Consider the following 24,910-nt stretch of genomic DNA (forward strand, 5'->3'; position numbering starts at 1 on the left):
ATCGCTTTGCCGAGCGAGCGCGATAGCCTGCCCGCCATGATCGCCCTTCACTTCGCCCGCCGCGCCGCGCTGCACCTCTCCTGCGCGCTTGCGCCCATCGTCGTTGCCGCACCCGCGATGGCGGCAGATGCGCCCGACCTCGCCATTTCGCTCAGTCCCAAGGCCGAGGCTTCGGGCGCCCTGACGCAGATGGGTGTCGCGATCCGCATCGAGGCTCCGCCTGCCGAGGGTGTGCTTGTCTCGATCGCGACCAAGGAAAACACGGTGGTGACCTCGGCGGACACGATGACCGGGCTGCTCTTCACCGACGCACGCGGGGTCCTGCCCGTCGAGGCCAGCGACGAGGCGATCGACGACGACAATGCCCGGCGTTCGTGGAAAGCCGCGCGACCCGTCGAGGGGGCAGTCACGCTCGCCTACCGGGTGAGCATCGACCCGCGCCAGCCCGATCTTGCCGCGCCCCAGTACGAGCTGCGCGCCGCCGAGGGCGGGCTTTCCGGCGCAGGCAATGCCTTTCTCGTCCTGCCCGCAGACGAGGTCGCGCGCGACGTTTCGGTACGCTGGAACCTCGCTAGTGCAGGAACGGAGCAGGGTGGCGACGTGCGCGCGATTTCAAGCCTGGGGGCAGGCAACGTGTCGAGCACCGCACCGCTGCCGCCAGCCAAGGTCGATTCGATGTACTTCATGGTCGGAGACATCGGCGCTTACGAACAGGGCACCTTCTTCGGCGCCTGGCAGGGGCGCTTCGGCTTCGAAGGCGAGCAACTGATGGGCTGGGCTTCGCGGTTTCAGCGATTCTACGGCGACTTCTTCGACCAGCGCCCCGCCAGTTTCGGCGTCTTTGCGCGCACCAACCGCACCAATCCGGGCAGCGGCATCGGCCTGACCGACAGCTTCGCCTTCACCTTCGACGAGCAGACCCCGCTCACCGACCTCAAGGGATTGCTCGCGCACGAGATGGTCCATGCCTGGATCAATTCGCTGAGCGGCAGCATGGATCAGCCGGGCGGTCTTGGCATGTCGTGGTTCGGCGAGGGGCTGGCCGTGCACTACCAGCGCCTGCTGCCCTGGCGTGCGGGGCTGATCTCGAGCGAGGCCTTTCTCGAGGACCTCAACTCGACCGCCGGACGTTATTATACCAATGCCCTGATCGCGACTCCCAACGAGGATATCGCCGGTGGGTTCTGGAAAGACACCCGCATCCGCGTGCTGCCTTACGACCGCGGCTCGCTCTATTTCGCCAGTGTCGATGCGCAGATCCGCAAGGCCTCGAACAACGCGCACTCGCTCGACGATCTGGTGCGCGAGATGCTCGCCGAGCGACGGGCCGGGCGCGCGATGGACCTCGCCTTGTGGAAGCGGCTGCTCGAACGCGAACTGGGCGCACCGGGACTGGCGCGCTTCGAGGCGATGCTTGCCGGCGAGACGGTCGAGGTGCCCTCGGATGCCTTCGGTCCGTGCTTCACCCGCATCGTGAAGCCGTTGCGCCGTTTCGACCTCGGCTTCGATCCACTGGTGCTGCTGAGCAAGGACCGGGTGGTCGCAGGTCTCGATCCGGCGTCCAGTGCCTATGCGGCGGGCCTGCGCAACGGTGACCGCATCCTCAACCGCTTTCCGCAAGACGCCATGCAGGGCGATCAGGAAGCGACACTGACCTTGCAGCTGGAACGCGCAGGCGAGCGTTTCGAGCTAACCTATCTTCCGCGCGGCGAGAGCGTCGACGCCTGGCAATGGCAAGCCGCACCCGGACAGCCGGATTGCAAGTAAGCATATGGCCCGAGGGCAGATTTCCGGCAACTTTGCGCGTTAATGATGTATCGAACTGAAAATATTCCATATCTCTTCTTTGAGAAACGCCACCTCATTGACGAATAACAGAAGTATCGTGATGGCAATGTATTCGGGTCATTGAATTATTGATCCGGATGTGCCTGATATCCGGCCAGTACCGTTGACGCGGCTCGCGAACAGTTCGCGGCGCGCACTGGCCGGAGAGTTGCCCGATGCTTCGCACGTCACCTTCCTCGCGCTTTCTTCCCGCAATCGCCATGGCCGCAGCCCTGTGCCAGTCCGGGCTCGCCAGCCCTGCGCTGGCGCAAGGCGCCAAGGTCTCGTCCGCACCCGAACTGGCCCGGGCGATCGACAAGCTCAAGCCGGGCGAATGGGTCTGGGCGCCCGAAGTCGCGCCCGAGGGGCCGGTGCTGGTCTACGTCGATCTCTCGCGCCAGATCGCGATGGTCTATCGCAACGGCGTGCGCATCGCCGCGACCACGGTCTCGACCGGCAAGAGCGGGCACGAGACCCCGACCGGGGTGTTCACGATCCTGCAGAAGGACGCCAAGCACCGTTCGAGCATCTACAACAATGCGCCGATGCCTTATCAGCAGCGCCTCACCTGGGACGGCATCGCGCTGCACGCAGGCGGGCTGCCCGGCTATCCCGAGAGCCACGGCTGCATCCACCTGCCCTACAATTTCGCGCGCGAGCTCTTCGCGGTCACCGACCTTGGCATCACCGTCGTGGTGGAAGGCGATGCCCAGCACCACATGGTGACCAGCGAGAACAGCCTGCTCTCGCCCTTCGATGCCGAGGGCAAGCCCCTGAAGGGCAAGCTGCTCGCGAGTGGCGAGGCCTATCGCTGGACCCCCGAAGCGAGCCTTGAAGGGCCCTTGTCGATCATCGTTTCCAAGCTCGACCAGCGGATCGTCGTCCTGCGCGGTGGGGTCGAGATCGGCCGCAGCGTGGCGACGATCAAGGCGCTCGATCCCGATTCGCACGTAATCACGCTCATCGAGCACGAGAACAAGCCGCACTGGGTCTATGTCGGCACCGTCGGGCACGAGGGCGAGGCCGGGCAGCCGCTCGACGAAGCGGCCTTCAACCGGGTGCGCATGCCGCGCAAGTTCTATGCAGCGCTATCCGCCGAGATGCGCCCCGGAACCACCGTCCTCGTCACCAATTCGCGGGTCGGATCGAGCGAGGGCAAGCGCCTCACCGTGATCGACGCGATCCCGCCGCGCCCCTGAGCATCAGGTCTCGCTGCGGCTTTCGCGGGCATCGGCGATGATCTCGGCGGCTTCGCGCATCACGTAAAGCCCGATGGCCGCCCCCACCACGAGGTCGAAATAGCGCGATCCGCTCACCATCACCGCGAGGCCCGAGGCGATCACCGCGGCATTGGCGACGACATCGGCGCGCGTGAATATCCATGCCGCGCGCATATGCACCTCGCCCTCGCGCTGATGCGCGAGCAAACGCAGGACCACGAGGTTGACCGCCAGCGCCAGCATCGAGACCGCGATCATGGTCACGCCGCCCGGCAGGCTTCCGGCAAAGAAGCGGCGCGCGACCTCTACGAGCAGGCCTAGGCCCAGCACGAGCAGCGCGATACCCGAGAACAGCGCCGCGTTCGCCTTGGTCCGCGCCGAGGCGTTGATCGCGAGGAGCGCGACGAGGTAGACCGCCGCGTCCGAGAGCATGTCGAGACCGTCGGCGATGAGGCCGGTCGATTTCACGAGCACGCCGGCGGTTAATTCGACCACGAACATCGCCGCATTGAGCGCGAGCGCGATGCGCAGCGCACGCCGCTGGGCGGCATTGTCGAGCGGCGGGGGCGAACAGCCACAATCGGTCATCGGTGCAGGCCTCGCGAGAGGGGGCGGATCAGGCGAATTCCTCGGTATCGATCGTTGCCTGCCCCTTGGCGGAATAGCGGTGACCCGCGATGGTGTGCTGGTTGATCAGCGCACCTGCGCGATCGAGCACTTCGGGGGCGAGCGTGCACGAGGATGCCGCGAGGTTCTCGCGCATGTGCGCAGCGCTTGCAGTGCCCGGGATCGCATGGACATGCTCGCCGCGCGAAAGGACCCAGGCCAGCGACAGCTGCGCCGGGGTCACGCCCGCCTCGGCGGCAAGCGCGTCGAACTGCTCGATCAGGCGCAGGTTCGCAGGCCAGTTGCGCGCGTCGAAACGCGGCATGGTGCGGCGCAGGTCGCTCTCGGGCAGCGCTTCGGGATCGCGGATCGCCCCTGCCAGCGCGCCGCGCGCGACCGGCGAGAAGGCAACGAAGGCAATGCCGAGTTCACGCGTCGTCTCGAGCACGCCCAGTTCGGGATTGCGCGTCCAGGGCGAGTATTCGGACTGCACCGCGCTGACGGGATGGACGGAGTGGGCCTCGCGCACGTGCGCGGCCGACCATTCCGAGACGCCGTAGCCGCCGATCTTGCCCGCCTCGATCGCGCGCACCATCGCGCCGACCGAATCCGCGATCGGCACCTCGGGGTCGAGCCGGTGCATGTAGAACAGGTCGAGGTGGTCGGTGCCGAGCCGCCTGAGGCTCTCGTCGAGCGAGCGGGTGATCGCTTCGGGGCTGCAGTCGATGCCGCGCCCGCCAGTCGCCTCGCCGACCACGATCCCGGTCTTGCTGGCGAGGAAGAACTCGTCGCGCCGATCCATGATCGCCTCGCCCAGGATTTCCTCGGAGAGGCCAAGGCCATAGATGTTGGCGGTGTCGAAGTGGTTGTAACCGGCATCGAGTGCAGCGCGGAACAGCGCCAGCGCATCGCCGCGCTCGGGCGCGGTGCCGTAGGCCCAGGCCACGTTCATGCAGCCAAGGCCGATGGCATTGACCGGCTTGCCGGCAATCGTTCGCGTTGTGGTCATGGAGGCGTACTTCCTTCTGCGTCTTGGCCGCCCGACTGCACCCGCGATCCCCGCGCGGTCAAGACCCCGACGCCGTCAGATCCCGGCAGGCACCCCGGGGTAGGCGGGCAACACCGGGCCGAGCACCTCGACGAGCGGGCCGAGCCATGGCTCGTATTGCTTCCAGGCCTCGAGGCCGCGCGTATTGATGGGCTGGCGCACCTGTTCGGAGCTGGCAGTACGCACCGCGCGCCGGTTGTTGTAGAATTCGAGGCAGGCCGGCTCGAAGGGCAGGCCGAGATGGTCGAGCAGGCGGCGCACCTCGTTCTCGGTATCGGCGACCATGTCCTCGTAGATCACCCGGTGCACTGCGCCCGGCGCCGCGATATCGTAGGCAGCCATCAAGGAGACGTAGTCGCTATAGTAGCGGCCGATCTCGGCAAGATCGTACGTGAAGGTCTGGCCGCGCGCGAAGTGCTGCTTCCAGCCCGAAAAGCAGCAAGAGAGCGGATGGCGCCGCGCGTCGACGATCTTCGCTTCGGGCAGGATCGCGCGGATCAGGCCGACGTGCTGCCAGTTGTTGGGCATCTTGTCGATGAACAGGGGCTTGTCGCTCTGGCGGTGGACGCGGGTGCGCTCGATGTATTCCTCGCCCAGCCTTGTACGGTCGGTCGGGGTGAGGGTGCTCACCATCGCCTTGAAATCGGGAAATTCGCCCTCGTCGACCCGGGCCTGCAAGCGGCTCGCGATGATCATCATCTCGGGCAGTTCCATGGTGCCCTCGACCTGGCTGTGGCTGGCGAGGATCTGCTCGACCAGCGTCGAGCCCGAGCGCGGCAGGCCGACCACGAAGATCGGGTCGGGCGCGGAGCAGCCACCGGCGCCCATCGCGGCGATGAAGGGGGCGGTAAAGGTGTCGCGCGTGGCGGCGACTTCTGCGCTGAAATCGTCGGCATCGTGCAGCACCATGGTGCGGCGCAGGCGATTGCCCTTGTCGTAATGATCGAAGGAGGCCGCGTGATCCCCGGCGTCCTCGAGCGCCTTGCCGAGCGAGAAATGCAGGTGGAACACGTCCTCCCCGCGCGCCTCGGTCTCGGACGCGAGGGTTTCCAGTGCGCTTTCCATCGCCGCGATGTCGTTGGCGTCGAACGCGACCGTCTTGAGATTGGCGAGGCTCCACCAGGCCTCGCCCATGGTCGGGGCGTGCGTCACGGCCTGACGATAGGCGTGAACGGCCTCGTCCTGCGCGCCCAGCGTCTTGTGGACGTGGCCCAGGTTCTGCCACACCTGCGCATTGTCGGCCTGGTCCACGAGCAGGGCCTCGTAGATCGTGCGGGCACGTTCCTGTTCGCCCAGCTGGACCAGCACCGAGGCCTTGAGCAGCGCATTGCCCGGGCCTTTCATCGGTGAGCGGTCGAGCACTTCGGCCTGTTCCAGCGCGGCCTCGAGGCGGTTGTTCTGGAGCAGCAGGCGGATCAGGAAACTGCGTGCGAGATCGAAGCCGGGCGCCATCGCGATGGCCTTCTCGACGTAGGCGAGCGCCTCGTCCATCTCGCCGCGGCGCCAGTGGATCTCGCCTAGCAGGCGAAGGCTCGGCGGGTCGCCCGCGCCGCGCGCCAGCTTGGCCTCGAGCAGCGCGGCCGCCTCGTCGAGCCGCTCGGCATTCATCGCCATCGCCGCCTTGACCAGTTCTGGATCGTTCGAGGAGGCATGAACCCCGGAGAGGTCCGCGCGCCAGGCATCCTCGTCGCGCCCCGCCTTGCGCAGCTGCTCGGCGAGCAGGAACCATCCGCTCGATACCTTGGGCTGCTGGCGGGTGAGAGTCTCGAGTGCAGCAATGGCCCGCTCGGCCTCTCCGGATTCGCTCGCTGCCTGGGCCAGTTCCCAGAGCGCCGCAAAAAAAAGCCCGGGCTGGCGGCGCACCAGATCGGTGAGGGGAGCGATGGCCGCGCGCGGCTTGCCGAGACGGCGCAGCGCCTGCGCCTCGATCAGGATCGCGTGCGGATGGCCCGGTGCCATGCGCAGCGCCTCGCGGGCCAGCGTGCTGGCACGGGCAGGGTCCTTGGCGAGCGCACGCATCGCCTCGCCCAGCACCTTGTCCGGCCCGTTCGCCGCCCCGTTCGTCGCCCCGTTCGTCGCCCTGTTCATCGCAATGCGCGCCTGCCTGCCTGCCACCTGCACTGTCTGCATTCCTCCTGTTCACGGTCGCGGGCGATTGCCGCCAGCCAACCTTCGCCTCGGGCACCGCCGGGGGCGCGGTCAGACCCTGGCGAGCAGGCTACCCGATTGAATGTTTCGCGGCCATGGTTCTGCATCGCAACAATGCAGTTGACAACAGTCCAATCGCTGGCATGATCCGATCTCGGACACATGTTCTAGATTCTAGTTTTCTAGATAAGCCACTGAGTAATGGGATAAAGTTACGGGCGTACTGCGCCCGAAGCTGTTGAGCGTCGGACACGATCCGGCGCGCGGGGGAGGTTGTCTGCTCTACGCGTCGCTGCGCGCTATTTTGCGAGCGCGTAACGATTGCAGTGGGGCTTGAAAGGACCAGGGGAGCCGAACGCAAGATCGGCAGGTTCAGGACAACACCAAGGGGGTTATAATGAAAATCTCTCAGCGTTCGCTCGGCAGGCGGGCCCTAGCTCTATTGAGCACGACCACGATCCTTGCCGGAATGTCGTTGGGGGCCGCAAGCGCGGTCGCACAGGACAGCGCGGTTACGGGGCAGGACGAATTCGGTGACATCGTCGTCACCGCGACGCGCACGTCCGAGAGCATCCAGAAGGTGCCGATCTCGATCCAGGCGCTGGGCGCGGCCAAGCTGGAAGAGCGCCAGATCACCGGTCTCTCCGACTTTGCCAACCTGATGCCCTCGGTGACCATCGCCGGCCTCGGGCCGGGCCGCCAGACCCCCTATTTCCGCGGCATCGTTCCCGCCGGCGGCTCCTACGCCTCGGTCGGCTACTATCTCGACGACATCCCCATCGCCGGCACCGGCGTTCCCGATATCCACGTCTACGACGTCGAGCGCATCGAGGCGCTCTCGGGTCCGCAGGGCACGCTCTACGGTGCCGGCTCGCTCGCCGGTACGGTGCGCTTCATCACCAACAAGCCCAAGCTCGACACCTTCGAGTACGGTTACAGCGTCGAGGGCAACAAGTACGGCGCCGGCGACATGGGCGGCCAGCTTGAAAGCTACGTCAACGCCCCGCTCACCAACACCCTCGCGATACGCGCGATGGGCTACTATCGCCGTGACGGGGGCTACATCGACAACACCCCCAACAACGGGACGTTCAACGACGGCAGAACCTCGAGCCTGACGCTGGGCGACGACAATCCCGATACCTACTACGTCCTCGACAACTCGGACATCGCCGAGGACGATTACAACAAGGTCAGGGAATACGGCGGTCGCCTCAGCCTGCTGTGGGAGCCGGCACCGGGCTGGGAAGCGCGCCCCGAGATTACCGCACAGCACCAGAAGGCCTACGGCTACTTCGGTTACGACCCGCGCGTCGGCGACCTCGAGGTCCACGACTACGACCTCACGCTGCAGGACGACAAGTGGTACCAGGCCCAGCTCTCGATCCACGGCCACATCGGCGACTGGGACCTCGTCTCGGCGACCGGTTACTACAAGCGCAAGGTTCACCTGCGTAACGACTATACGTACTACACCGTTACGTACGACGGTTTCGGTGCGGGCTACGAAAGCTACCTGCAGTTCTTCGACAACTGCTCGGGCTCGGGTGCGGACCAGCAGTGCGAGCTGATCAGCCCGCAGCAGTATTACAACGGTCTCACCAAGGACAAGCAGTATACCCAGGAACTGCGTATCACCACGCCCAGCTCCTGGCCCTTCGACGTCACCTTCGGCGGCTTCTACCAGCATCGCAAGCAGGAGACGAACTCCGACTACGCGATCCACGGCCTCGACACGATCACCGGCTACACCCAGACCGGCGGCGGCGACGTGGCGGGCGGCCTGATCGGTGTCCCGGCAATGTACGGGATCGGCTACGACGACATGGGCACGCCGTTCTTCGACACCAGCGACGTGGTCAATCCCGATGGCAACCCGCTGGGCACGATGGTCTACGGCTCGCCTGCGGTGAAGCGCGACGCCTATTACCTGTCGGAGCGCAACAATACCTGGAACGACAAGGCGATCTTCGCCGAGGGGCACTACGACATCACCCCGACGCTTAAGGTCACCGGCGGCATCCGCTTCTTCTGGACCGATTTCTCGACCAAGGGCTTCAGCGGCATCTGGGCCTCGGCGCAGAATACGGTGACATCGCTCTACGTGCCCACCGGCACTTACGGCTGCCCGGTTCCGCTGCCCGACGAGCGCATGCAGTGCCTCAACTCCAACCTTGCCGCAGCCGATCAGGTCGGTCGCTACAAGGAGAGCGGCGAAACCCACAAGATCGCGCTCGACTGGCAGTTCTCGCCGACCAAGATGGTCTACTTCAACTACTCGACCGGCTTCCGTCCGGGCGGCTTCAACCGACCCTTGCGCGTGCGTAACGTCGGTGTCGTCTCGGTACCGTCCTACGATTCCGAAACGCTCACCAACTTCGAGGTCGGCGTGAAGACGCGCTGGGCGGGCATCTTCCGCTTCAACGCGGCGGTCTACCTCGAGAACTGGGACAACATCCAGTACAGCGTGGTCGTCTCGGGTACGCAGGGCGCAGGCATGACCGGCAACGCCGGCAAGGCGCAGGTCAAGGGCTTCGAATACGATGCCGATCTCAAGCTGGGCGACGTCACGATCTCGACCTCGGGCGCGTTCAACGACGCCAAGCTCAAGGGCAACTTCTGCAACTTCGCGCTCGACACCAGCTCGATGTCGATCTCGCAGCTCGGATCGTGCGCTGCGGGCGAATATGTGCCTGACTCCTACCCGCCGACGCCGCAGGTCGCCGCCGCCAACGGCACCCGCCTGCCGCGCCAGCCCAAGTTCAAGGGCACGACCTCGGTGCGCTACGACACCCGGATCGGCGAGATGGACGCCTATGTCATGGGCGCCGCGCTCTACCAGACCAGCGCGACGCAGGACCTCAACGTCTCGGATAACAACCTCTACGTCTGCCCCGAAATGGCAGACACCATGACCACGGCCTGCACCACCTCGGGCTTCGTGACCTTCGACTTCTCGGCAGGGATCAAGAAGGACAACTGGACGCTCGACCTGTTCATGCAGAATGCCTTCGACAACCGCGGCACGCTGACCATGAACACGTTCTGCTCGATCACCTTCTGCTCGGGCTCCTCGCGTACCTTCCCGGTCAAGCCGCAGTACTTCGGCATGAAGTTTGGCCAGAAGTTCTAAGCCACTCAATCAACGAGTTCCGTTTCAACGTTCCTGACGGAAAAACTAAGGGGTCTGCTGCGGGGCAACGCGGCAGGCCCCGCTTTTTTGTGTTGAGCGCGGGGAGGGCGGCCTTGAGGCACGCGCCCGCGCGGGCCGGAGCGCTCCTACGGCTAACCACCAGTTTGCAGTCAAGTAAGATCGAGAGCGCGAAGCGCGGCGCTAAGCGTCGTCGAGGGCCTTGCCTAGCGCCGTGCGCAACCCATCGATGCCCGGGCCGGGCATGCCGGTCGCCTCGAGCGCGCAGGCGGCAAAGCCCGACATCTGCGCGGTCGCGAAGCTGATGCCGTGGATGTTGCGGCGCATCGCCACGCCCGGGATCGCGCGCGGGTAGCCCGAGGCGTAGAAGACAGGCGGCACACTGGCATCAACGCGGTAGGTCTCGCGCGGGCAGTCCCAGTCGAGATCGACCGCGATCACGCCCTCGAGCGCACCGGGATAGCTCGGCGCCTCTCCAACCGTGCGCGGGGCGACGATCATGGCACCCGCAGCGCTTGCACGCGCGATGGCCGCGGCGAAGGCCGATGCGTGGGCGGCATTGGTCGAGCCTAGCGAGAGATTGATGATCTGCGCGCCCTGATCCGCCGCCCAGTCAATCGCCGAGATCAGCGCATAGGCGCTGGTGCGCAGCGAATCGTGGAACACACGGATCGGGATGCAGGTCGCGCCCGGTGCCTTTTCCTGGATCGCGGCGGTGACCGCAGTGCCGTGGCCGAGCCGGTCGAGGCTGGCCTCGGGCGCGTCATCGAGCGTGCCGTCGCTCGCGATGGCGACACCCGGTGCCAGCTTTCCCGCGTCGATATGGTCGTGCGCAGGGTGCACGCCGCTGTCGATCACCGCCACGCGCACGCCGGCCCCGCTCGTCGCGAAGGGCATTTCAGCCGACCTCGCCTGCGGTCAGCTCGCGGCTTGCAAGGGCGACATGCGTGTCCTTGATGGTGAGCGTCATGTCGGCGAGTTCGGCGAGCGCCGGCTTGTGCGTGATGACGATCAGCGTCGCCTCGGGCAGCGCCTCGCGGAGGCCGCGCGCAACGAGGCTTTCGGTCTCGGCATCGAGCGCGGCGGTGGGCTCGTCGAGGATCAGCACCGAGGGGCGGCGCAGCAGCGCGCGGGCCAGCGCGACGCGGTGGCGCTCGCCCGCCGAAAGCGCGAGGCCGCGCTCGCCGGTGCGGGTGTGCAGCCCCTCGGGCAGGCGCGCGAGCAGCGGTGTGAGCCCGGCTAGGTCGGCAGCGCGCGCGATGTCCTCGTCGCTCGCCTCGGGCCAGGCGAAGGCGATGTTGTTGGCAAGGCTGTCGTTGAACAGGTGCGGGGCCTGGTCGACCAGCACGATGCGGCGGCGCAGGTCGTCGAGGCGCAATTCGCGCAAGTCGGTACCGTCGATGGCAATCACGCCCGCGTCGGGATCGAGATTGCGCACGATGAGGTCGGCCATGCTCGACTTGCCCGTGCCGCTGGGACCGAGCACCGCGCAGAAGCTGCCCGCCGCGATGGTGAAGCTGGCCTCGTCGATGATCGTGCGGCCCTCGTGGCGCAGGCTCACCTGTGAGAAGGAGAGGTCGCGCGCCAGGCCTGCGAAGGCTCTCGCGTCCTCCTTCTCGACGACCTCGGGCGCGGTATCGAACAGGGTGAAGATGCGAAACAGCGAGACGCGCGCGGAGGCGAGCCCCGAGACCAGCCCCATCAGCACCTGGATCGGCGAGAACAGGCGCGACTGGTAGGTCATGAAGGCAACCAGCGTGCCGATGGTCATCTTGCCCGCGAAGATTTGCGCGCCGCCATAGATGATGATCGCCGAACTCGACGCGGTGAGCAGCGTGCCCGGCAGCGCACCGGCGGTGAACGAGGTCAGCTGCATCTTCAGCATGGCCGAGACGAAGGCCTCGTTGCGCGCCTTGAACCGGCCGATCTCGTGCTTCTCGGCGCTGAGTGCGGTTACGGTGCGCATGCCCATCACGGTATCGACGAGCAGGCTGCCAAGGTCCGCACCGCGCTCGCGCATGACGCGGGTCATCTCGGTCAGCTTGCGCTGGAAATGGACGAAGAAGGCGATGCACACGGGGATGATGACGACCCCGATCAGGAACATCACCGGATCGAGCCAGAGCATCATCACCACGCAGCCCGCCAGCATGAGCACGTTGCTGAGCACCGAGAGCAGCGAGTCCGCCGTCACGCGCTGGATGTCGCTGACGTCGGAATTGATCCGCGACATGATGTCGCCGAGACGGAAGCGTGCGTAGAAGCGCGGGGACAGGCGCTGCAGGTGCTCGAGCAGTGCGGCGCGGATGTCAAACAGCATGTCCGCCGAGGCCGAGACATAGCGATAGCTCGAGAGCATGTTGAGCGCGAAGCCGCCGAGCGAGACCGCGATCATGGCCCCGGCGATCTCGACCAGCGCGGTCATGTCGCCGCGCATCAGCGCCTTGTCGATCATCAGCTTGGACAAGTAGGGCTGGGCGAGGTTTAGCCCGGTCGAGAAGAGGCTGAGGACGAGGACCAGCGCCAGCGGGCGGTAGTAGGGGCGCAGGAAGGGCAGCAGCCGGCGATAGCTCGACCAGCCTGCGACCTGCGTGGCGGACGGATCGGGCGCGGGTCCGGGCGTCATTGAGTGCTCCCCTTGCGGATCAGTCGCGTGCCGTCGAGGACGAAGCGCGGTTCGGGCTCGTGTTCGAGCAGTGCGGTGCAGGCCACGAAGCCCTCGGCGATGGCGGCGCGCTGCGCCTGCCACCACGCACCTTCGCCCCCGCTGGCGTAGAACTGGGCGCAAAGGCGCAAGTGGCGGCGCATGGCGGCGATCATCATCGCGCGGTAGTGCCCGAAGAGCGCGTCCGTGTCCTCTCCTTCATGCGCGGCCCTGACAATGGCGCTCACGAGCAGCGCCTGGCGCACCGCCAGCGCGGTGCCGTCGCCGCAGATCGGGTCGAAGGCCATCGAGCGCGAGCCACAGGCAAGCCAGTCCTGCGCACAGAAGACGTCGAGCATGCGCGGGGTCGTGTCGAAGCTCCTGGGCGGTGTCCCATCCTGCTCGACGCGCGCGGCGAGGTGCCGGCTTTCGCCGAGCAACTGCGATAGCGGGCCGCCGATCGCGAGCAGCCAGCCACGCCCCTCGTCGCCCGAGGGGATCATGAACATCCAGCCACTCTCGACCGCCTCGATCCAGCAGGTGCGCGCATCCGCTGCTTCGCGAAGCGTCACCGGAACGGTCTCGCCGCGCCGGTCCCCGAAGCGGGTCATCCCCGCGCCGGGAGGCGGGGCGTCGGTGTGGATCGTGAAGCTGGCCTTCGTGTTCGCCCTGCCCGTGTCGGGTGCCTGCGTGCCGGGTAGCTCGAGGTCGCCTGCGCCCAGCATCACGGCCCCGTGCGGCATGGTCACCGGCTCGCCGCCGCCCCACACCACCACGCGCCGTTCGATGCGGGCATTGTTCTCGAAGAGCGTCGGCGCATCCATGACGTCGCGCAGCAGGGTGCGCGCAGGATCGCTGAGCATGAGCGCAGGTACCGCGCCGCGCGTGCCACGCTGCCAGTGGCACGCGATGCCGGCACTGCCGAGGAGATGGGCGCAGCACGCCGCAGCGACGCCGCCGCCCAGAAGGTCGACGTGCGCCGGTGCCTCGCGTGACGCTTGCCTGACGGTCACGCTCAGGGCAGGGTCAGCAGACCCGCCATCGTGATATCGTTGGTGAGTTCCCAATCCTGTTCGAACTTCAGCGTCTTTGCGTCGTAGACGGCAATGTCGTAGCCCGCACCGTAGATGTACAGCTTCTTTCCATCGTGCGACATGCTGAAGTAGAAGCGCGAGCGGCACGGGAACTCGGCCTTGTCGAGCGCGGTGTTGGTCTCGAGGTCGAAGTGCCAGAATTCGCAGCGCTTCGCGCCGAGCTTGCCGGTCACCGCGACGGTGTAGCCATCCTTGCCATCGGGGGTCACTTCGAGGCCCGCCATCTGTTCGGCGGCAGGACCGATAGGCTTGAAGTCGAAGCTGCGCGCGTTGAGGTCGAAGCGGGCGATGCCGAAGACCTTGTTGTGGATGTAGGGGTCCTCGGAAATGAACACCGAGGTATAGTGACCCGGCTGGCGGAGCGTCTCGAGCCCGCCGCCGAGGCCGACATCGCGCATCCCCGGATACTCGGGCTTTTCGAGGTCGATGCGGTCGGTCACCGAGAAGTCGGCGGTGTCGACGACGAGGACCTTCTTGTCGAAGACGTAGAGCGTCTTGCCGTCGGGGGCGATGGCGAGGCGGGTGCGGTATCCCGGCGGGCCGTCCTCCTCGCTGATCTCGACCGACTTGACCACTTCACCGGTCTTGAGATCGACCTTCATGAAGCTCGGCTTGCCGTAGCGGTAGAGATCGACTTCCTTGTCGATGCGCAGCCCCACGATGTAGAAATAGCGGCCCGTGGGATCGGGCACGCCGCCGGTGAAGCGGTAGCGCGTCACCGGATCGTTGAGGCTGAGGCTGGTGAGCACCTTGTGCGAGGCCGCGTCGAGCACCTCGATGCCGCCGGTGGTCAGCGTGGTGACGTAGATCTTCTTGCCGTCGGCCGAGAACTGCAGGTTGGTCGGCAGGCCCGACTTGAGCGTGACCTTGTCGACCACCGTGCCGGTGACGTCGTCGACCATCTGGATCTGGTCCGGATAGCCGCCGAGCACGATCGTGGAAGCCCCCGAAGAGGTCGTGGTGGTTGCGGCGGCAGTGGCGCAGAGCGCCGCGAGGGCAAGGCGAAACGTCTTCATGCTGAGGCTCTTCCTCGTGAGATGCGTCAGGGCCGGGTCGGTAGTCGATGGATGCGCGCGTGCGCGATCACGGGAACACGAGATCGAGGTTGCGCCAGTCCTTGGTGGCGACCGCGCAATTGCTCGCCCAGTCGGGCGAGTAGTTGACGTGGTCGGGCACCTGCACCGGCCAGAAGCAGGTGACGTAGCAATCGTAGATGTCGCGCTCGACCGGCTGGCACAGGCCCGCCGTGCCGCCGCCCGCATCGACTTCCCAGCCTGGCGAGAAGGAAAGCGTGCAGCCCATCGGCACGTGCGGCTTGGGCGCGTTCTGCTGGAGGGCGACGACGTCCTCCTCCATCAGCGAGGCGGTCTCGTCGATCTTGGCCGCCTTGCGGTTGACGGGACGAAGATGCTTCATGACAGGCCCTTTCGTGCGGCGAAGTTCTCGAGGAAGCCGGGGTTGAGCACGCTCACCGCGCCGTAGATGCGCAGGCACGTGTCGGTCCATTCGCGGATCCAGTCGCAGTAGTGCAGGTTGGCGTGGCCGGTATCGCCGTAGCGCACGAAGGCCTCGTGGTGGCAACCGCCCGCGCAAAGCGGACGCGCCCAGCAGCTCTGGCACTCGTACTTGGCCTCGACGTGGCCGCGCGAGAGGAAGTCCTCGCGCTTTTCCTGGTCGATGTCGGTCGAGATATGACCCAGCGTATGCGTGTCGGCATCGGTGAAGCGATGGCACGGCGAGAGGTCGCCCGAAGGGCTGACGCCGAGCAGGCCCAGGCCTGCACCGCAAGGATGCGACTTGTTGACGCCCTGGATCAGCTCGCCGATCGTCTCGGAGACGTTGGTGAAGCCGTGCATCTGCCCGCGCAGCGCATATTCGAGCCACTCGTCGGCCAGCTCGTGGAACTGGCGCAGCACCTCGTCCATGCCGCCGTCGTCGATCTTGTAGTCCTGCTCGCCCGAGTTGGTGACCGGGGCAAAGCCGACCTCGTGGAAGCCGAGGTCTTCCTTGAGATGGCGGAAGATGCGGATCACGTCGGTAACGCCGTCGGTCAGCGTGACGCGCGCGGTGATCGCGCGGGTCTTGTGGTTGGCGATGAGCTTGCGCAGGCGCGGCTCGATCACCGCGTAGCTGCCCTTGCCCGACTTGTAGACGCGGTGCTTGTCTTGGAGATCGGGCGGACCGTCCATCGAGACGGTGACGCCGATGCCGTTGTCCGAGAGGAAGGCGATGATCTCGTCGGTGAGCAGCGTGGCGTTGGTGGTCAGGCTGAAGGTGATCTTGCGGCCCTGCGCCTCGGCGGTCTCGCAGGCATATTCGACGACCTGGCGCAGCAGCGGGAAGTTCATCAGCGTCTCGCCGCCGAAGAAGGTGATGTGCACCGCCTCGCGCGTGCCCGACTTGCGCAGCAGGAAGTCGACCGAGGTCTTGGCCGTCTCCAGCGTCATGAACTTGGGCTTGCCCGCGGGCGTCGCGATCTTGTCGGCGCCGAACTCGTAGCAGTAGGTGCAGGCAAGATTGCACTGGTTGGTGATGTTGAGCACCAGCGCCTGGAGCGGAAAGTCGGTCGGCGGGGTGCTGGGCGAGGGGGCCTTGACCGGGCTTACGGTGTCGGATTCGATCCCGCGAACGTAGAGCAGTTCGCGGATCAGGCCATCGGCATCCTCGCGGCTGTAGCCGCTCTCGAGCAGCGCCGTGACCAGCTCGCCATGGCTCAGGCTTTCCTCGCCGAGGCGGCGCAGGACCGCGTGGGCGCCCTCGTCGAGCGCGAAGATTGCTCCCGCCGAGACGAGGTACATGAAGGGCTGGTCGGCCGCTGCGAACTCGTGCATCTCGCCGAGGCGATAGCGCCCGGCCTCGAGGGTGGTCATGTCGTTCATTCAGAAACCTCCGGCTGATCCCAGCGCTTGTAGGCAGGCACGGTGGTGACGAGGTAGGCTTGCGCGGTCATGGGCTTGCCCTCCTTGTTCTTGAGTGACTTGGCAGTGGCCACGACCCAGACCTCGCCGTAGTTGTTACGGTTGAAGCGGCGTTCTGGATTGGGGCCTTCGACGTTCGGCGTGAAGAAGCCCGAGGGATCGAGCGTGCCGATGAACCTGGTGTCGTTGTCGTAAGTGACGGTCTGGAATTCCTTCATCGCGAAGGTCGCATCGACCGGCATGATCGGGAAATCGTCGTCGGTGCCCTGTTTGCCGTCGAGGCCCCTGGACCAACCGATCGCCTCGAACTGCTCGTAGCCCTTGCCGTACTTGATGCCGCCAAGGTGCGCGAGCGCGGTCTCGGGGGTGACCTTCATGTAGTCGATCCCGGCATAGACCGGCAGCGCCCTGGCGAGCACCACGCCGCCAAGCGCGACGTCGTGCTGGCCGACGGGCGCGTCGTCGGCAACGTCGATCGTGGCGACCGCTTCGGAGGGTGACAGCACCGAGACCTTGCGCACGGTGACACCGCTGCCGAAGTCGAGATCGCCTGCGGCAAGCCCGGTGGGCAGCGACGCGCCGTAGATGTGGACCTCGGTAGCCTTGCTGCCGGTCTTCACGCCAAGCGGCGAGACCGCGGCGAGGACCGGGGCGCCGGTCACGCGGGTCATCGTCACGTCGAGGCCGAACTCATGGTACTCGCCCCAGTACCAGCGGCCTTCACCGCTCGACTGGTCGGGCGCGATCCAGACCGTCTCGCGCGCGGTCGCGGCAAGGTCGTCGGGACGGGCCGGAGCCGCGCCGCTCTTCGAGCTGCCGCGCCAGGAATAACCGCCGTAGACCAGGCCCTTGCCCGAGCGGGTCAGCACCTTGCCGGTGTCGAGCGAGCGCAGCGTGGCACTTGTGGTGAAATCGTCGCCGTCCGGCGCAATCGTCATTTCGCCGACGAAGCGGCCATGGCCGCGCATCGTGCCGCTTACCAGCCAGGTGCCGGCGAGGCGCGGGGTGCGGATGCGCGGGCGCCATTCGGCCCATGCCTTGGTGTGCAGTCCCGCGTTCTGGGTGAGCCAGTCGAGCGCGACTTCACCGCGCGTGAGCTTCTTCATCGGCGGCTTGACCGTGCCGGGCTGATCCTCGGCGTCGTGTTCGATCTGGACGGCGGCCTGGGTATAGAGCGCCTTGTGCATGTTCTGCAGCAGGCCCCATTCGCGGCGGCTGCGGCGCGAGGACATCGGCTGACCGAAAGCGTGGCAGGCCGCGCAACCGTTGTGCAGCGTCTCGTTGGGAATGATCGTCTCGTCGAGGATGCGCCGCTCGGGGATGTACATCACCGGCTTGGCTTCCTCGGGCGCGAGGCCGTGCCAGGTGCCCAGGTATCGGGTCACCGAGCGTGCTTCATCGGGCGTGATGGAGAGGCCGTTGAGCTTGACCATGCGCTTGATCGCCTGCGCCCAGCCTTCGGGCGTGGCGCGGATCCACGAAATGCGCGAGAGGTTGCCCTTGTCGTCGGGCGCATGGCAGGTGCCGCACTTCTCGACGGTGAGGGCGTCGGTGACCGGGATGCCGGCCTCCTTTTCGGGCCAGTCCGCCGGATCGGTCGCGAACGCGCCGCCGGTATCGGCCTGTGCGAGCACGATCGAGGCCGAGAGCACGCTCGTCGCCAGAAGCGGCGCGAGGATCATGCGGCGCCTGCCTGCACCGATCCGGTTGCGGCCTCGTTTGCCCTTGATAGCGGCACCGTGGCCGTCACTCGAATTCTCAACCTGCTTGCGCGCGGCGGTCATGGTCGCAAAGCCCCCAAAATTCGAAAAATCCGCGGGATTCTCATCCGGCACGAAAAATTTGGACGAATGTCAAAACTTGGTCAAGTGCCAATTTTTGCGGATGCGAAAGATTTGTCTGTCGGCGCGTCATCCGGCACCCGGTTTCGAACCGGAATAGCAGTCCATGCGCGCCGAATGATGCAGGACGAGGCGATTTCGCGCCCACCCCCAGTCCATGCCGCAAGTGCTCAGCGCGGGTCGTACATCGCCCCGAGCGTTGCCGGAGCGCCGCATTCGCGCATGGCGATGGCGACGTTTCGGGCACGCTCGTCGGTAAGGTTGGCCGCACTCAATGCCTGACGCCGCTCGCGCGCGACTTCGGGCCCGGTGAAAGGCGCGCGCCCGGCGGGAACGCTGTCCTTGCCCAGCACGTAGACGACGTAGTTCATCAGCTCGGCGAGTTGCCCGTCATCGACGATGCGGCTGTGCGCGACGTTGGGCAGGCGCAGGATGTAGGCGCGGGTTTCCTCGGTGCACATGAAGTAGCCGACCCGGCCGCGCAACTCGGGCACTTGCGCGGGGGCGCTCGACCCGGTGATGCCGTGGCAGCCGCCACAATTCTCGATGTAGTCCGAGCGGGCGAGGGCGGGATCGCTCATCCCCTGACTGGCTGCCGTTGCTTGCGGCGAGGCTTCGACACGCGCCAGACCGGCTAGGAGCAATGTCAGGATGGCAAGCCCGAGCGTGGCACGCGCGGCGATAGGGCCGCGCGGCCTCATGGTCTGGCCCGGGAGACGCTCGCCCTGGTGCAAGGCGTTACTCCGCGTCGCCGATCAGCACTGCGGTCGAGCAGTGGTACTGCATCGAGCTCGTGCCGAAACACCAGATGATGTCGTTGTTGAGCTGCGGCGTATAGATCTGCGTCTCGCGGTCGGTATTGTCGCAGAAGCATTCGTTGCAGGTCGGCTTGCCGCAGCAATCGCGGTAGGCGATGAGGTAGGCCTTGCCGTTGGCGGGATTGATGCAACTACCGACCCACGAGACGGGCGAGGGCTCGGAACCTGCCGGGCAGGTATGGACCCCGCCGCCGCAGCACGAGCACAAGGCACCGTCGATGGCGCAGTAGCGCCAGTAGTCGCAGGCGGTGTCATCCTCGACCTGCGCGGTGCGGGCGAAGGCGGTCTTGGCCTCTGGCGAGCGGTCGGGTTTGGCTGCCTCGGCGCGATTGACCGGAAGCAGCGGAAAGCCCGGGGCGGCGGCCAGCGCTCCGCCGACCCGGGCGAGGATCGAGCGGCGCGAGGTGCGTCCGGCCAGGCGGCGCAGCATGGCCTCGCCGATCTTGTCTGCGTTGAAACGTGCCATCGTGTGTCCCCCCAAGAAGCCGGATCAGGCCGCCGCCGTGCGCAGGCCCGAGATATATTCCTGCACCGAACGCACCCCCATCTCGTGCGCGATGACGAGGCTCTCGAGGTGCTCGCGGCTGTTGACGAGACCCTTCGAAAGGATCTCGCCGTCCTCGCCGATCAGCACCGCGAAGGGCAGCTTGCCCACGCCCAGCGCCTGGCCCACGGCAGGATCGTTGATGAAGTCGTAGGCTTCGAGCCCATGCTGCGCGATCATCGCGTGCTGCGCGGCGGGCTCGTCGTCGCCGACGAAAGTCAACGCGGCGCGCTCGTGCTGGGCGAAGGACTTCGCGACCGGGATCAGGCCCTTGCACAAGGGACACTGCGCCGAGACGAACATCAGCAGCCTGAGCGGCGTGCCCGGACGCGCGCCGCCCAGCGCGATGTCCCGGCCCGATAGGGAGCGTCCGCTCAGGCCATCGGTGGCGTCACCGACGGTCGCGCCGCCGCCGGTCGAGAGCGCTCCGGCAGGGGCGACGCGGGTGTGCAGGATGCCGACCTGCCGGGCGAGGCCGAGGAGGGCCACGCCAAGGCCGAGGATGACTAGCCAGCTGACGACTTGCGAGATGATGAGGGTGGCGAGCATGGCTCAGTGTCTCCGGCCAAGAGTGGCTGCCGCGGCGTCGAGTTCGCCGAGGGTCTGGAAAAGATGATAGGCGATCCATCCGGCGAGCCCGGCGAAGATCGCGCTGGTGAGTGCGAGCGCATCGAGCGTGGCGGACGGTGCAAGAAGCGCATTCGCCCCCGCAGCGCCGAGGAGGGCTGCCAGCAGGAGGTTGCGCGCAACGAACGACCAGCGCAGGGTCTGGCGCAAGTCGAGCCGCCCGCAGCCGCAAGTGATCTCGCGGCGACCGCGTACCAGGTTGGTCGCCATGGCTGCGGCGAAGACCAGCAGCAGCGCGGCTGCGGCGAAGTCAGCGAGCGGCGCGTTCCACCCAAGCCCCGATGCCAGCAGCGCGAGCGCGAGCACGATCTCGAGGGGGCCCAGCAGCGCTGCCAGCGGCGCTGCAAGCGCAGCGGGCACGATGCGGTAATTGGCGATCACACCGGGAAGAAGCCTGCGATGGCGCAGCTTTTCTGCTCCGGCGACGAGGAAGATCAGCCCGCACCCGATCGCGGCACCATGCGCGAGGATCGTCATGGCCATGGCGAGCGTCTCGGCCAGATTGGTGGGCGCCATGGTCACGGCGCCACGGTGGTGATGACGCCCTTGCCGGCGGCTTCGATCCGGCGCAGTTCAGCGCCGGTCTTGCCGTCGAGGACGATACCGAGACCTTCCTCGGTATTGACCAGCAGCATCGGCTCGGCGCCTTGCGTCACGCCGATGTGGGCAGCGTGCTCGGGCAGGCTCAGACGCCGGACGACCTTCTTCGCAGCGACGTCGACGACCCAGATCTCTTCGCCCGGCGCCTTGTGCGACCAGTATTCGCCCATATGCATGAGGACATAGAGCTCGCCCGCCGCGGCATTGTAGGCCATCGGCTGGCGGGTGCCGGGATACCAACTGACGCTCAGCGGCTTGGTCGTCGCCGGAGCATATCCGGCCGCAGCCTGCATCGAGAAGCCTGCCGAGATCTGTGGCTCGGCACCCAACTTCGCAGTGAACACCTCGCCGGTGTAAGTCACGAAGATCGCGGTGTTCTTCGCCTTGTCATAGGCAAAGTTCTCGAAGATCGGATCGTCGGTCGCAGCGAAGAAGGGCTGGCTGTGCGTGATCGTCGCCGCGCCCGCAGGATCGACGACGGTCGCCAGCGTGCCGTCCGAGCACAGCGCGGAGAACCCCACGCCGGGGTTGGGCACGAGGCTGGCGCAGCCGGGCAGCTCGACCGTCTTGACGAACGTCTTGTCCGCCATGTCGACCACGTTCACCGCCTGGCCCGGGCTGAAGTTGTAGACGTAGCCCCACTTGCCGTCGTTGCTCACGACGAAGTTCTGGGTGCGCTCGTCGACGAGGATGCGCGCCGGGATGGTGATCTCGGTCACCAGCTCGAGCGTGGTCGCGTCGTAAACGGTCACCATGTCCTGACGGGTGCCGCGGTTACCCTTGGACCACAGCGATTCCGAGACATAGTAGTACTTGCCCGAGGGATCGATCGCCATGTCGGAGAGCTGGCTGGAATCGACCATGCCGATCATCTTGCCCGACTTGCCGTCGTAGATCGCGGTGCCGTCGGCGTCCCAGCCATAGCGCACGTAGAACCAGTCTGGGCTGGGCGGGGCGATGGTGGTCGTGTCGGACTCCTCCGGCTCGAGACCATGCGGATCCTGTGCCTGTGCCGGAACGGTGAGCGCCGCCACGCTGCCTAGCAGCAGTGTCGAGGCCATGCCCGTCCGAAAGCCCGAGTAACGCTTCACCCCGCTTCCCCCTGTTTGCCATTTCGGCTGGCGGGTGCCAGGACCGGCAACCCGCGAATGGATCGGTGCTTGCCCCCCTGAGGAAGCACGCGATGTGTCAATGCTGGACGCGTGTCAAATATTCGTCAAGCGATTCTTCGCGCGGATGCCAGGTGCGCACAGCGGGCCTCGCCGACTGCGCGACGAACAGCATGAGACTTGCCGCCGCGATCGCGCAAAGCGCAGCAGCGAGCAGGCCCGAATCCCCGAAAAGTCCCGAGGCGAGCGAGCCGACGAGCGGTCCCAGGATCATGCCGAGGGCATGAGTGCAGGCAACGAAGCGCCGGAACCAGGCATCGCGGCTGGCAGCGCTCGCAAGCCCGGAGGTGCGCACGATGATCGCGGTCGAGCCGATGTTGAGCGCGACGATGGCGGCGATGAAGGCCGGAGCGCCGCCCAGCTGGGTCGCCGCGATCGGCGCGAGCAGGGTCGCGCCCGACAGCAGCCCCGTCAGTGCGGGCGGGACGATGGGCCGCTCGCGCATGACCAGCAGCGCGGTCCCCGCACCGGCCAGCGATCCCAGCGCGACGGCCTGGCCGATCACGCTCTCGGAAATGCCTGCGCGCACCGCCAGTGCGCCGGAAAAGGTCCAGACCATCATCGTCGCGCAGATGAACAGGAGGCTCGAGCCCGCAGTCAGCCACGCATTGAGCGGGTCTGCCTTGGCGGCAGCGGACAGCGGACGGGGGCCTTGCTGGCCCTCGTGGCTGAGCGCGCGCGGGCTCAACGCGACGATGGCAAAGGCTCCGAGCGGTGCGAGGACGAGCGTGGCGAGAGCGCTTTGCGGATCGAGCGCTTCGGCGATGGCGGGCAGGGCCAGCGCGATCCCGGTCGCGAGCACGAGCTGGCTGAGGAACACCGCGCCATAGGCCCCGTGTGGGCGACCGGCCGAAGCCGTGCTCATCGCCTGGGTGTAGATCACGCCCATCGCCACGCCATAAGCGGCGCGCAGGCCCAGCAGCGAAGCCAGATGGCCGGTCTGCGCAGTGAGCAGCGCGGCGAGCGCCGCGATTGCCGCGGCCATGGCGAAAACACCGCGCGGGAAACGGCTGCCCCAGCGCCAGGTCGCCAGCGAGCCTGCCGCCATGCCTGCCTGCGTCGCAGTGACCACCCAGCCATGATAGGCCGGATCGATGCCGTGGGCGGCGGTCAGAAGAGTCAGGAAAACCGGATCGAAACCGGGCTGCAGACAGCCGATACAGCCCAGGATCACGGCTGGAAGAATAAGACGTTGTTCGTGCGTTTCGTACACCGGGCCCCCCGCAGTATCAGAACGACAGCGCCGTCAAGCGCCATGCCCTGCAGGAGATCCTCACCCGATTCGTTCGATTATGACGCTTTCGTCATGCGGCCAATGTCACCCGGCTTCATCGATTTGACAAGGTCCACGAACCAGTGGGTCGAAATCCCGATGACAGCGGGCATCTTAGCGTTCCACGGCTTGCGAAAACCGAGGAACGGCGTGGTCCCCTCCATCGAGGCGCTGATGAACAGCGCAAGGGTGTGGACCTCGTCCGCGCTCAGCGCGGGATTGAGGCGCGCGACATATTCGCCGATCACCTCGTGGACCTTGGCGTAGAAGCTCTCCACACGCTCGGCGATGAAGTCGTTCTGGTTGGCCAGCGCCCACAGCTCGGTGAACAGGCGCGTGGTGCGCTGCGAACAGATGTCCTCGAGACAGATCACGATCACCAGCTTGAGCCGGTCCTCGTCGGACAGTTCGGGCTGGCGCACGTTGACTTCCAGCTTGGCGTGGTAGCTGTCCATGATGTCGTCGAGCAGGACCTGGACGAGCATTTCCTTCTTCGGGAAATGATACGAGACGTTGCCTACGCGCAGGCCACAGGTCGTTGCCACCCGCCGGATGGTGAACGCCTCGGCGCCTTCTTCGATCAGCACCTGCAGTGCCGCCTTGAGGATGGCGTCGACGGTTTCGGTGCCGCGGGTGTAGATCCCGGGGCGTTGGGTGGTTGTTTCCTGATCCGGCATGGCGTCTCCCTTAGGTGAGCAGCGGCAACACGGCCAGCCTTGTAAAGTTGCGTGTGGTCAAGGTTTCCTTGCATGATACACGTTCTAAAAAATCGCGCTTGACGAATTCTGGATGGCTGTCCAACTTTGACGAATTGTAATCCGATACGTCGTCATTCGAGGACAGCAGATGATCCAGCGCCGCCTTTTCCCAACCAGACCCACGGCGAACAGGCCCGGCTTTGCGCTGGTCGCTCTCGCGATCGCAGCTGCACTGGTTCCACCCGCACCGGCGCTGGCCAGCGGGACACAGGTCTATTCCTCGCGCTGCTCGATGTGTCACCAGTCCGAAGGCGCCGGTCTGCCCGGGCAGTTCCCCCGCCTCAAGGGTCGGGCCGCACAGATCGCGGGCTCGAAGGAGGGGCGCACCTATCTCGTGCAGGTCATGCTTCACGGCATCTTCGGCTCGATCAAGGTCGACGGTCGCCCGATCAACGGGATGATGCCTGCGATGGGCACGCTCAAGGACGCCGATATCGCCGATACGCTCAACTATCTCGTCGCGCTCGATCCGTCCGGCGGCAAGAAAGTCGCCGCCTTCACCGCGGGAGAAGTCAAGGCGGTCCGCGATGCAGGCAAGATGAGCTCGGGCCAGGTCGCGAAGCTGCGTGCCGGACTTGCCGCGAAAGGCTTGATCCCGTGACGGTGATAGCGTTCAACTGATAC

21 protein-coding genes are annotated in these 24,910 nt (G+C 66.2%); 4 read left to right on the forward strand and 17 right to left on the reverse strand.

Features of this window, described 5'->3' with window-relative positions; all coding sequences use genetic code 11:
* Positions 1-36: 36 nt before the first annotated feature.
* Both I5E68_RS16405 and I5E68_RS16410 read left to right on the forward strand, forming a co-directional pair.
* Complete coding sequence (locus I5E68_RS16405) at positions 37-1,767, forward strand: M61 family metallopeptidase (RefSeq protein ID WP_197166016.1); 1,731 nt, start codon at positions 37-39, stop codon at positions 1,765-1,767.
* Positions 1,768-2,048: 281 nt separating this feature from the next.
* Positions 2,049-3,026 carry a L,D-transpeptidase gene (locus tag I5E68_RS16410; RefSeq protein ID WP_197166254.1) on the forward strand — a complete coding sequence of 326 codons (978 nt, stop codon included), beginning with the start codon at positions 2,049-2,051 and terminating at the stop codon, positions 3,024-3,026.
* Positions 3,027-3,029: 3 nt separating this feature from the next.
* Here the strand turns inward: I5E68_RS16410 and I5E68_RS16415 are convergent, their stop codons facing one another.
* The 3 genes from I5E68_RS16415 to I5E68_RS16425 form a co-directional block, all read right to left on the reverse strand.
* The gene (locus tag I5E68_RS16415) at positions 3,030-3,635 is read right to left on the reverse strand and encodes a cation diffusion facilitator family transporter (protein ID WP_197166019.1); all 606 of its coding nucleotides are present in this window, start codon (positions 3,633-3,635) and stop codon (positions 3,030-3,032) included.
* Positions 3,636-3,663: 28 nt separating this feature from the next.
* Positions 3,664-4,662, reverse strand: coding sequence for an aldo/keto reductase (locus tag I5E68_RS16420; protein ID WP_197166021.1), 999 nt, complete (start codon positions 4,660-4,662; stop codon positions 3,664-3,666).
* 75 nt (positions 4,663-4,737) lie between these two features.
* The gene (locus I5E68_RS16425; protein ID WP_228727285.1) at positions 4,738-6,789 is read right to left on the reverse strand and encodes a tetratricopeptide repeat-containing sulfotransferase family protein; all 2,052 of its coding nucleotides are present in this window, start codon (positions 6,787-6,789) and stop codon (positions 4,738-4,740) included.
* A gap of 457 nt (positions 6,790-7,246) precedes the next feature.
* On the opposite strand from I5E68_RS16425, the gene I5E68_RS16430 reads away from it, so the two are divergent.
* Positions 7,247-9,982, forward strand: coding sequence for a TonB-dependent receptor (locus I5E68_RS16430; protein ID WP_197166023.1), 2,736 nt, complete (start codon positions 7,247-7,249; stop codon positions 9,980-9,982).
* Positions 9,983-10,183: 201 nt separating this feature from the next.
* On the opposite strand, the gene qhpE is transcribed toward I5E68_RS16430, so the two are convergent.
* From qhpE to I5E68_RS16500, 14 genes are all read right to left on the reverse strand, one after another.
* The gene (gene qhpE, locus I5E68_RS16435) at positions 10,184-10,897 is read right to left on the reverse strand and encodes a subtilisin-like serine protease QhpE (protein WP_197166025.1); all 714 of its coding nucleotides are present in this window, start codon (positions 10,895-10,897) and stop codon (positions 10,184-10,186) included.
* A 1-nt stretch (position 10,898) separates the two neighbouring features.
* Complete coding sequence (locus I5E68_RS16440; RefSeq protein ID WP_197166027.1) at positions 10,899-12,626, reverse strand: ABC transporter ATP-binding protein; 1,728 nt, start codon at positions 12,624-12,626, stop codon at positions 10,899-10,901.
* Positions 12,623-13,657: a hypothetical protein gene (locus tag I5E68_RS16445; RefSeq protein ID WP_197166029.1), complete on the reverse strand. Its 1,035-nt coding sequence runs from the start codon at positions 13,655-13,657 to the stop codon at positions 12,623-12,625. Before I5E68_RS16445 ends, I5E68_RS16440 begins: the two co-directional genes overlap by 4 nt.
* Positions 13,658-13,659: 2 nt before the next feature.
* Positions 13,660-14,754, reverse strand: coding sequence for a YncE family protein (locus tag I5E68_RS16450; RefSeq protein WP_197166031.1), 1,095 nt, complete (start codon positions 14,752-14,754; stop codon positions 13,660-13,662).
* Positions 14,755-14,821: 67 nt separating this feature from the next.
* Positions 14,822-15,154 (reverse strand): quinohemoprotein amine dehydrogenase subunit gamma, encoded by a 333-nt coding sequence (gene qhpC, locus I5E68_RS16455; protein ID WP_197166040.1) that lies wholly within the window; start codon positions 15,152-15,154, stop codon positions 14,822-14,824.
* Positions 15,151-16,617, reverse strand: a complete 1,467-nt coding sequence (gene peaB / locus I5E68_RS16460; RefSeq protein WP_228727286.1) for a quinohemoprotein amine dehydrogenase maturation protein — start codon at positions 16,615-16,617, stop codon at positions 15,151-15,153. The genes qhpC and peaB overlap by 4 nt, the downstream gene beginning before the upstream one ends.
* On the reverse strand, positions 16,614-18,440 hold the full coding sequence (peaA, locus tag I5E68_RS16465) for a quinohemoprotein amine dehydrogenase subunit alpha (protein ID WP_228727287.1): 1,827 nt from the start codon (positions 18,438-18,440) through the stop codon (positions 16,614-16,616). Before peaA ends, peaB begins: the two co-directional genes overlap by 4 nt.
* A gap of 227 nt (positions 18,441-18,667) precedes the next feature.
* Positions 18,668-19,198, reverse strand: coding sequence for a c-type cytochrome (locus tag I5E68_RS16470; RefSeq protein ID WP_197166042.1), 531 nt, complete (start codon positions 19,196-19,198; stop codon positions 18,668-18,670).
* Between the two features lie 37 nt (positions 19,199-19,235).
* Positions 19,236-19,781: a methylamine dehydrogenase light chain gene (locus tag I5E68_RS16475; protein WP_197166044.1), complete on the reverse strand. Its 546-nt coding sequence runs from the start codon at positions 19,779-19,781 to the stop codon at positions 19,236-19,238.
* Between the two features lie 24 nt (positions 19,782-19,805).
* The gene (locus tag I5E68_RS16480) at positions 19,806-20,408 is read right to left on the reverse strand and encodes a thioredoxin domain-containing protein (RefSeq protein WP_197166047.1); all 603 of its coding nucleotides are present in this window, start codon (positions 20,406-20,408) and stop codon (positions 19,806-19,808) included.
* A gap of 3 nt (positions 20,409-20,411) precedes the next feature.
* The gene (locus tag I5E68_RS16485) at positions 20,412-21,002 is read right to left on the reverse strand and encodes a MauE/DoxX family redox-associated membrane protein (protein WP_228727288.1); all 591 of its coding nucleotides are present in this window, start codon (positions 21,000-21,002) and stop codon (positions 20,412-20,414) included.
* Between the two features lie 2 nt (positions 21,003-21,004).
* Positions 21,005-22,177: an amine dehydrogenase large subunit gene (locus I5E68_RS16490; RefSeq protein ID WP_323982197.1), complete on the reverse strand. Its 1,173-nt coding sequence runs from the start codon at positions 22,175-22,177 to the stop codon at positions 21,005-21,007.
* A 97-nt stretch (positions 22,178-22,274) separates the two neighbouring features.
* On the reverse strand, positions 22,275-23,468 hold the full coding sequence (locus tag I5E68_RS16495) for an MFS transporter (RefSeq protein ID WP_197166049.1): 1,194 nt from the start codon (positions 23,466-23,468) through the stop codon (positions 22,275-22,277).
* Positions 23,469-23,545: 77 nt separating this feature from the next.
* Positions 23,546-24,205 carry a TetR/AcrR family transcriptional regulator gene (locus tag I5E68_RS16500; protein ID WP_197166050.1) on the reverse strand — a complete coding sequence of 220 codons (660 nt, stop codon included), beginning with the start codon at positions 24,203-24,205 and terminating at the stop codon, positions 23,546-23,548.
* A 169-nt stretch (positions 24,206-24,374) separates the two neighbouring features.
* Here I5E68_RS16500 and I5E68_RS16505 point away from each other — a divergent pair, with 169 nt between their 5' ends.
* A complete protein-coding gene (locus I5E68_RS16505; RefSeq protein ID WP_197166051.1) occupies positions 24,375-24,887 on the forward strand; it encodes a c-type cytochrome in 513 nt (170 codons plus the stop codon).
* Positions 24,888-24,910 lie beyond the last annotated feature (23 nt).

This window comes from Novosphingobium aureum (assembly GCF_015865035.1).
Classification (GTDB): domain Bacteria; phylum Pseudomonadota; class Alphaproteobacteria; order Sphingomonadales; family Sphingomonadaceae; genus Novosphingobium; species Novosphingobium aureum.